Source organism: Solemya elarraichensis gill symbiont (assembly GCF_002021095.1).
Classification (GTDB): Bacteria; Pseudomonadota; Gammaproteobacteria; order Chromatiales; family Chromatiaceae.
This window is the reverse complement of the sequence record NZ_MPRK01000110.1, coordinates 1-5,988: the sequence shown is the minus strand read 5'-3', so window position 1 is coordinate 5,988 and position 5,988 is coordinate 1. Positions and strand designations below refer to the sequence as shown.

Sequence of the window (5,988 nt, the reverse complement as noted above, 5' to 3'; positions counted from 1 at the left end):
GAGGCATAACGAGTTGTTATTCCTTACAGGTAATAACGTTTTTATTTGACAATCGGTGACACGAGTTGCCGGATGTCCCGAAAAACCAACCCTAACACGGGAGGAAGCCAGAATGGCAAAGACATATGATGCGGGCGTAAAAGAGTACCGCGAAACTTACTGGATGCCTGAGTACACGCCGTTGGATACCGATATCCTGGCATGTTTCAAAGTAACACCTCAGCCTGGTGTACCACGTGAAGAAGTTGCTGCTGCTGTTGCTGCAGAATCTTCAACCGGTACTTGGACCACTGTATGGACCGACCTGCTGACTGACCTTGATCACTACAAGGGCCGTGCATACGCAATCGAAGACGTACCTGGTGATGACACCTGTTTCTACGCATTCATCGCATACCCAATCGATCTGTTCGAAGAAGGTTCAGTTGTTAACGTTATGACCTCACTGGTTGGTAACGTATTCGGCTTTAAGGCACTGCGTGCCCTGCGTCTGGAAGATATCCGCTTCCCAATCGCATACGTAATGACCTGTAATGGACCACCTCAGGGTATCCAGGTAGAGCGTGATCTTCTGAATAAGTACGGTCGTCCTCTGCTGGGTTGTACCATCAAGCCGAAGCTGGGTCTGTCTGCCAAGAACTATGGTCGCGCATGTTATGAAGGTCTGCGTGGCGGTCTTGACTTCACCAAGGACGACGAGAACGTTAACTCTCAGCCGTTCATGCGCTGGCGTCACCGTTTTGACTTCGTTATGGAAGCGATCCAGAAAGCAGAAGCCGAGACTGGCGAGCGCAAGGGTCACTACCTGAACGTTACTGCACCAACTTCTGATGAAATGATGAAGCGTGCTGAATATGCGAAAGAGATTGGTGCTCCAATCATCATGCACGACTACATCACCGGCGGTTGGTCAGCAAATACCCAACTGGCACAGTGGTGTCAGGATAACGGCATGCTGCTGCACATTCACCGTGCGATGCACGCGGTTCTCGACCGTAACCCGCACCACGGTATCCACTTCCGTGTACTGACCAAGATCCTGCGTCTCTCAGGTGGTGATCACCTGCACTCAGGTACTGTTGTTGGTAAGCTGGAAGGCGATCGTGAAGCAACCTTGGGCTGGATCGATATCATGCGTGACAGCTTTGTTAAAGAAGATCGTTCACGCGGTATCTTCTTCGACCAGGATTGGGGCTCAATGCCAGGCGTACTGCCAGTTGCTTCCGGTGGTATCCACGTATGGCACATGCCTGCACTGGTTAACATCTTCGGTGATGACTCTGTCCTCCAGTTTGGTGGTGGTACGCTGGGTCACCCATGGGGCAACGCCGCTGGTGCTGCTGCTAACCGTGTTGCCGTTGAAGCTTGTGTTGAAGCACGTAACTCGGGTCGTGAGTTGGAGAAAGAAGGTAAGGAAATCCTTACTGCCGCTGCTGCACACAGCCCAGAGCTGAAAGCTGCAATGGAAACCTGGAAAGAGATCAAGTTCGAATTCGACACAGTCGACAAGCTGGACGTTTCTCACAAGTAATGGAAGGTTCCCCCGTCATCCGTGGCGGGGGAAGACGACAAACGAATTTGAAATTATTAGAGGTTTAATACAATGAGTGATATGCAAGACTATAAATCAAGTCTCGGTAACACAGACAGCCGCAAGTTCGAGACTTTCTCTTACCTGCCATCAATGGACGCTGACCAGATCCGTACACAGATCGAGTTCATCGTATCCAAGGGCTGGAACCCATCTGTCGAGCACACCGAACCAGTAAATGCGAATGACGCTTACTGGTACATGTGGAAACTGCCTATGTTCGGTGAAACCGACGTAGACGCTATCCTGGCCGAGTGCGAAGCTTGCCACCAGGCTCACCCGAATAACCACGTACGCCTGCTGGGCCTGGACAACTATGCCCAGTGTGCCGGTGCTTCCATGGTTATCTTTCGTGGTGAAACAGTCTAAGACCTGATTTCAGGAGCTTGGATAGAAGGGCCCCGCCCCCCTGATTTGGGCGGCGGGGTTTTTCATTTAACAACAATGAGTTTTCAGTCCAGAGTAGTCGGACATAACGAATGTTCCGGCCTGACAATTCCACTAAACCGGATATACAACCGGTGATACAGACAAAAGGATCGAGACCAATGAGCGAATTCGACCGTGATCAATATGTGATTAATAACGAACCTTACTACCGCCCGGTACAGAACGAAGTTGAAATGTACGAGGCTGCCTATGATGCGCGCATGCCTGTCATGCTCAAGGGCCCGACCGGTTGTGGTAAGTCACGTTTTGTTGAATACATGGCGTGGAAACTGAAAAAACCGCTGATTACCGTTGCCTGTAACGAGGATATGACAGCGTCTGACCTTGTTGGTCGCTTCCTGCTCGATATCAATGGTACCAAGTGGCAAGACGGCCCGCTGACAGTTGCTGCACGTATCGGTGCCATCTGTTACCTCGATGAGGTTGTTGAGGCGCGTCAGGATACAACTGTTGTCATCCACCCGCTGACTGACCACCGTCGTGAACTGCCGCTCGAAAAGAAAGGTGAACTGGTCAAGGCGCATGATGATTTCCAGATTGTTATCTCCTACAACCCTGGTTACCAGTCGTTGATGAAAGATCTGAAGCAGTCAACCAAGCAGCGTTTTGGTGGCATGGACTTCGATTATCCAGAGACTGATATCGAGGTTGAGATCGTCTCCCATGAAGGCAAGGTTGATCGCGAAACTGCAGAGAAGCTCGTGCAGATCGCACAGCGTTCACGTAACCTCAAAGGTCACGGCCTTGATGAAGGTATGTCAACACGCCTGCTGGTTTACGCAGCACAATTGGTCGGCAAAGGTATCGATGCCCAGTCCGCATGCCAGATGGCATTGGTCACTCCATTGACGGATGATCCGGATATGCGCGATACACTGGCTGCTGCAGTGAATACCTATTTCTAGACAATCATTCATTCACGTGCGTATTGCACTTTGATTGTGACGGAAGTAGAGGACTGCCATGAGCATTGATTTTTCCGAATACATCAGCTGTCTTGATGAAGACGACAACGAGCACATCGAAGCGCTTGAGTCTTCCTATCACGAGGCACAACGATTCATGTCTCCACGTGGTTTGCAGAACTACCTGGAGGGCATGCGAGCATTCTGTACGCTTGGGCGTGGACAGGACCTGGTTTTAACCTACGTCCAGGAGATGCCGGGCGTCTGCAAGGAAGTAGGCGAGGATATTATCCCCGACATTGTCGAGGCGATGATGAAACTCTCATCACACACCTCGGGTTCTGTTATCACCTTGATCGTCGCGAACATGCCGCTGGCCGCATCACGCCTCGGTGATGCGGACGTGATGCGTGGTTTTCTCAAGCTGCTGCATCAAATGACAGGTAAAGCACCTCGCGGACTGCGTCCGATGATGGAGAATCTTGACGAGTTGTTATCCAAGCTGACTCTCGGTGGATTACGTCGCTGGGTTTTGTGGGGTGCGCAGGCGCACCAGCGCGACCTCGATGGCCAGCTTGCCTATTTTGCTCTGGAGACGGATTCATCCAGATCCATCCTGCAGTCGGAGCGTCGCGGTACGCTGTTTATCGACAACCAGCGCAAGCTCAACTTCTATCTGCGCGCACTCTGGGCACGTGCATTTTTCATGCGTCCAACTGCTGGTGACTTCGAGTCACGTCAGGGGATTCGTCCCTTTATTGAAGACTTCCAGATTCATGTGCCGGATGCATTCGATCCGTTCCACGGCATCGATGGTATGGAAATCTACCGGGCGACAGTTGCACATGCAGCTGCACACATGGTCTATACGCATGACCGTATCTCGGCCGAAGAGCTGTCGCAGGCGCAAATGCGTTTCATCGAGATGTTTGAAGATGCGCGCGTTGAATACCTTGCCTACACGGAATTTCCCGGTCTGCGCAAGCTGTGGCTCTCCTTCTTTACCAGTAAACCTGAAAAGGATGAGGAGACCGTCCAGGTACATGAAACCATGGACCTGATGATGCGCACCACGCGTGCCATTATGGATCCTGACTATAGTGATGAACTGCCTGCAATCAATGAAATTGCATCTGATTACAGGGCCAAGCTGGAAGAGGATCCATACAACCCGCGTCTTGCATGGATGGCCGGCGTTGAGTTCTACAACAAGATGGTCGAGATAGCGACCATCCCGAGTGTGCGCATTCTCTCCGAGTGGCCAATTCCCTACCGTGACGACAACCGTTACTTCTGGGAATTCTCCGAGAACATGTTCGAAAGCCAGGGCGTCGACTTCTTGCCAAGCTCAGAGCAGAATGTACGTCGCTACGTCAGCCTGATGGAGTTCGTCAACGAGATCGACTGCGAGATGGAAGACGGCAATCCCCAGGAGACCCTGGTGCTGTCGACTGAACTCTTCCCGTATGAAGATCTGGGTGTTAGCTACAACCAGATGGAAGGAGTTGAGCCCGTCTCTGATCCATATCACTACAACGAATGGGATTACCATGTGCAGCTTGCACGGCCTGACTGGGCAACAGTCATCGAACGTCGCCAGGGTAAAGGTGATCCTGATGTCATGGATGAGATTCTCACCAAGCACAAGCCTGTTGCATCACGCATTCGCCACCTGATTGATGCGATGCAGCCGCAGGGTATCGTACGTCGCCGTGGCTATGAAGAAGGTGAAGAACTTGATCTGAACGCAGCGGTACGCGCAATGATTGATATCCGTCGTGGCATCATGCCTGACCCACGTATCAATATTCGTATCTCACGTCATATTCGTGATCTCTCGATCGTTCTGCTGCTCGATCTGTCCGAGTCGACCAATGAAAAGATTGGTGACATTGCAGAAGGCGAGGAGGGCTACGAAGATCAGCCAAGTATTCTTGACCTGACGCGCGAATCAGCAGGACTGCTGACCTGGGCCATCGATTCCATTGGCGATAACTTTGCGGTGCATGGTTTTGCATCTGATGGTCGTCATGATGTGCAGTACTATCGTTACAAGGATTTCGAGCAGACCTACGATGATGATGCCAAGGCGCGCATGGCCGGTATGAAAGGTAATCTTTCTACTCGAATGGGTGCAGCATTGCGTCACGCCGGTTGGCACCTGACACAGCAAAATGCGCAGAAGCGTCTCGTGTTGCTGGTCACAGATGGTGAACCGGCAGACATCGATGAGCGCGATCCGCAGTACCTGCGTCACGATACCAAGAAAGCGGTTGAAGATCTCGCCATGCAGGGCGTCTACACTTACTGCCTGACACTTGATCCAAATGCTGACCAGTATGTATCGCGCATCTTTGGTGAGAATAACTACTCGATCGTTGATGATGTTGAGCGCTTGCCGGAGAGGCTACCCAATGTGTTCGCCGCACTAACGGGCTAGGAAAGGTTGTCTGCAGAACGCTTCGGAAAGGAGTTTGGGGTGTGTGCTTACATTACCCTTTCGGTTTGGGTATGGTGACAAGTTAAGGATCTCAGGGGGTGTAAAGGATGACTGCCCCCTTTGGTTATGCAATCCCTTCAAATAGAAATGAAATGGAGTTCATATGTCTTATCCTTTAAAGATCGTCGCATTCATCTTGTATCACCTGCTGTATCTTGGAATCATCATGTTATCAGCGCGTTTTTTCTTTCCAGATTACACATACATCCTGATGACCTGCGTGTTGCTTCCGGCAAGCATGCTGGGTGGCTCTATCTATCTGATTAAAAGAAACATTTCGAGTAAACAACAGGTAGTCATGAAGATTCTGAGTGTTCTGTATTTTTCCGGATTTGCCCTTATGATTGCCTACCTGATTGTTACAAGCTGGGCCTTTGTTTAAGTCTTATAGCTAGTACGAAAGAAAGGCAGGTCTCAAACACATTTCCCTTAATGCTTTCAGAGTTCAAGCGTGTCTTTGATCTCGTGATGTAAAACGGGACATCCAAGTCGCCCTTTTACACTCGATCTTCGACAGCCTTTATTGCCCCGGACGCCCTGCG

5 protein-coding genes are annotated in these 5,988 nt (G+C 50.8%); all 5 read left to right on the top strand.

Annotation, left to right across the window (positions count from 1 at the left end; genetic code table 11):
• Positions 1–112 precede the first annotated feature (112 nt).
• The 5 genes from BOW51_RS06700 to BOW51_RS06680 all read left to right on the top strand — a co-directional run bounded on the left by BOW51_RS06700 (position 113) and on the right by BOW51_RS06680 (position 5,828).
• Positions 113–1,531: a form I ribulose bisphosphate carboxylase large subunit gene (locus BOW51_RS06700; protein ID WP_078477020.1), complete on the top strand. Its 1,419-nt coding sequence runs from the start codon at positions 113–115 to the stop codon at positions 1,529–1,531.
• Positions 1,532–1,603: 72 nt separating this feature from the next.
• A complete protein-coding gene (locus BOW51_RS06695; RefSeq protein WP_078477019.1) occupies positions 1,604–1,960 on the top strand; it encodes a ribulose bisphosphate carboxylase small subunit in 357 nt (118 codons plus the stop codon).
• 179 nt (positions 1,961–2,139) lie between these two features.
• Positions 2,140–2,946 (top strand): CbbQ/NirQ/NorQ/GpvN family protein, encoded by an 807-nt coding sequence (locus BOW51_RS06690; protein ID WP_078477018.1) that lies wholly within the window; start codon positions 2,140–2,142, stop codon positions 2,944–2,946.
• A 58-nt stretch (positions 2,947–3,004) separates the two neighbouring features.
• Entirely contained in the window at positions 3,005–5,386 is a 2,382-nt protein-coding gene (locus BOW51_RS06685) for a nitric oxide reductase activation protein NorD (protein WP_078477017.1), read from the top strand.
• A 163-nt stretch (positions 5,387–5,549) separates the two neighbouring features.
• Positions 5,550–5,828: a hypothetical protein gene (locus BOW51_RS06680; RefSeq protein ID WP_078477016.1), complete on the top strand. Its 279-nt coding sequence runs from the start codon at positions 5,550–5,552 to the stop codon at positions 5,826–5,828.
• Positions 5,829–5,988: the final 160 nt, after the last annotated feature.